Consider the following 2,504-nt stretch of genomic DNA (forward strand, 5'->3'; position numbering starts at 1 on the left):
CCCAGCGAACCTCGGGGACGAGCAACCGGCTCGAGGGCGTGGCCTACGGGAACGGCCTCTTCGTGGCGGTGGGGTGGAACAGCACCATCCTCACCTCCCCCTGAACCGGAGATCCCCACGCCCCTACCCCGCCCCATCGCCCGTGGGGCGGGTCACCCTTACCCGGGGCCCGGCGGGAGTGGGCGCGCCGGCGGACTGGGCCGGTACGCGGCCTTTGGTTGTAGGAGCGTCACCCCTGCACAAAAGCGCACCTTCGCAAAACGGGGGACCTGCGCCTTCGGCGGAGGGGGTGTCTGGGAGGCCTCCTCCCCTTTGGGACCCCAGCCCCAAATGAACCGCCGGGAGTAGTTTAGCTCCCGTTTGGCTTCAGGACAGCCGCTACCCGGAGCCAGCGCCGACCCCGCTCGTCCTCCCCGGTGAGGAGGCGGACCGGCTCCACCTCCAGGTAGCGGCGGAAGACCCCTTCCACCTCCCGGGCCAGCCCCTCCAGCCGCTCCGGGGGAAGGGGTATGCCCTCCAGGTAAAGCTCCAGGGTGTCCCGGTCCCCTGCCACGGAACCCACCCCCTCGCTAGCCCACCCCGCCCGAGGGGCCTGCCTTCTCCCTCCGCCGGCGGCCTGTGGGCGGGTCGTCCCCCTTCGCCGCCCCACCCTCCCGCTCCGGGGGCGGGGGGACCTTCTCCACCTCCTCCACCACCAGGAGGCCCTCCACCACCCGGCCTTGGACCCTTAGGGCCTCCTCTTCCCCCACGGGGGGGACGCTGGGGCGGAGGGCCGGGGGTACCAGGAGCTCTAGGGCGAAGGGCTTGGGGAGGATCCCCTCCCGGTTGGGGCGCACCTCCAGGACCAGCCGCCCCTCACCAGGCTCCCAGCTCTTGGGGAGGCCCAGGACGCTGAAGGTTCCCGCCAACTCGGGCCTAGGGCGGACGTAGAGGTGGCCCACCTGGGAGGCCGCGAGGTCCAGCCGCCCCTCCCGGGTCCTGGGCCAGAGGGTGAGGCCCACGGCGATGCCCTCGGGGTGCCGGCTCAGGGTCTTCCTCAGGCTCTTCCCCGCGGCGGGGGAGAGGCGCTTGCGCTTGAGGCTCATTTCTCCCTCCAGGCCCCCTCCTTCCAGGCGGACCGCGGGGCGCTTACGCTCCTCCCCCGGGGGTAGGAGGGTGCCTACGGCACGCACCACGGCGTGGTAGAGCTCCGCTAGGGACGGCTTGCGCTTTTCCTGGCCCTCCATGGCCTCCCAGCATAACGCCGAAACCCCCCGCCGGTGGGCGGGGGGAGTAAGGAAGGCCCCGCGCTCAAGGGAACCTCTATAGGCGGGGACGACTGCCTGGGACTGCGTGTAACGGTGGGCAAACTCAAGGCCTGCGCCCAAGGGAACCTCAATAAGGACAGCCCTATTGCTATCCATCGCTTGCAACCAAAGGCTTTTCTAGATCCCCTCACTACCCGGAGCCAGCCCAGACAATGGGGGGAACCAGACCCCTCTCCCCCCAGGTCATCCCCCCAGGCCAACTCCCCCCGGAGCACCCCCTTTAAGCGGTAAGCGCTTACCGCTCACCAGGCCCCTAGCGGAGGGATCCAGGCCCCTGGCGGGGATGTACCGGATTAGGCGGCCATCAACCCTTCGGGGGGAGGGGCATTGGCCAGGGGAATGGTCCAGGGGGTTCGAGGCCCAGGGCGGCGGTGCCCGGGTCCTGAGGGGGCGGTTGAGCCGTCAGGTGGCGTGCTCCCCCACCACCGCCTCCCACACGTGCTGACGGCTATCCCGGTCGTACCGGCGGCGCACAAGGACGATAATCCCCCCACCCCCGTACACCGCCAGGAGCCACTCAGGGGGGTGGCCCGACACGCGGGCTGCATCCAGGGCCAGGCCAAAACGCAACTCCACGCCCCCCTCTACCGGCACGGGGGACAACCGAATGTCCCCCTCCGGGTGTGTCCAGAGTGAACGTGGCCACCACATCAGGCACCCCTTTGGGGGTTGAGTTTACCGCCCCTCGAGGCCCAGGGCGCAGGTGGAGGTTGCGGTAAAATCCCTCCTATGAAAATGACGTGCCCCCCGGGTAGGACCCGGAGAGCCCCAGTTCTGCCGACTGAGGCCTCCAGCCTACCCCAAGGGGCGGGAGGAGGCAAGGGTGCGGTACAAGCGGATGACCGGAGAGGTAGAAGAGGCGGTGCTGGGGATGTACCTCCAAGGGGTCTCCACCCGCAAGGTAGCGGCCATCACGGAGGGCCTGTCCCGGGTGCGCATCGGTAAGGACGCGGTCTCCAGGGTAGCTCAGCGCCTGGAGGAGGAGCTCTCCGCCTGGACGCGGCCTACTTCAAGGTGAACTGGGGCGGGCGGGTGGTGGACCTGGCCCTTCTGGTGGCGGTGGGGGTGAACGAAGAAGGCTACCGGGAAGTGCTGACGGTGGAACCGGCGGGCGGGGAGCGGAAGGAGGCCTGGAGGAACCTGCTGAAGGGCCTGGTGGAGCGGGGGCTTCATGGGGTGAGGCTGGTCATTTCCGAC

General features: G+C 69.6%; 3 protein-coding genes and 1 pseudogene. 1 reads left to right on the forward strand and 3 read right to left on the reverse strand.

Translation table 11 applies throughout. The features are described 5' to 3' along the window. Positions 1-349 precede the first annotated feature (349 nt). The 3 genes from NW809_RS11955 to NW809_RS11965 all read right to left on the reverse strand — a co-directional run bounded on the left by NW809_RS11955 (position 350) and on the right by NW809_RS11965 (position 1,883). Positions 350-553 (reverse strand): hypothetical protein, encoded by a 204-nt coding sequence (locus tag NW809_RS11955; RefSeq protein ID WP_414332449.1) that lies wholly within the window; start codon positions 551-553, stop codon positions 350-352. Positions 554-569: 16 nt separating this feature from the next. Continuing rightward, positions 570-1,226: a hypothetical protein gene (locus tag NW809_RS11960; protein ID WP_414402241.1), complete on the reverse strand. Its 657-nt coding sequence runs from the start codon at positions 1,224-1,226 to the stop codon at positions 570-572. 483 nt (positions 1,227-1,709) lie between these two features. Next, entirely contained in the window at positions 1,710-1,883 is a 174-nt protein-coding gene (locus tag NW809_RS11965) for a hypothetical protein (protein WP_414402242.1), read from the reverse strand. A 295-nt stretch (positions 1,884-2,178) separates the two neighbouring features. Here NW809_RS11965 and NW809_RS11970 point away from each other — a divergent pair. After that, a pseudogene (locus tag NW809_RS11970) lies at positions 2,179-2,504 on the forward strand (transposase); the annotation flags it as partial.

Origin of the sequence: Synechococcus sp. WC101 (assembly GCF_047461555.1) — a bacterium.
Taxonomy (GTDB): domain Bacteria; phylum Cyanobacteriota; class Cyanobacteriia; order Thermostichales; family Thermostichaceae; genus Thermostichus.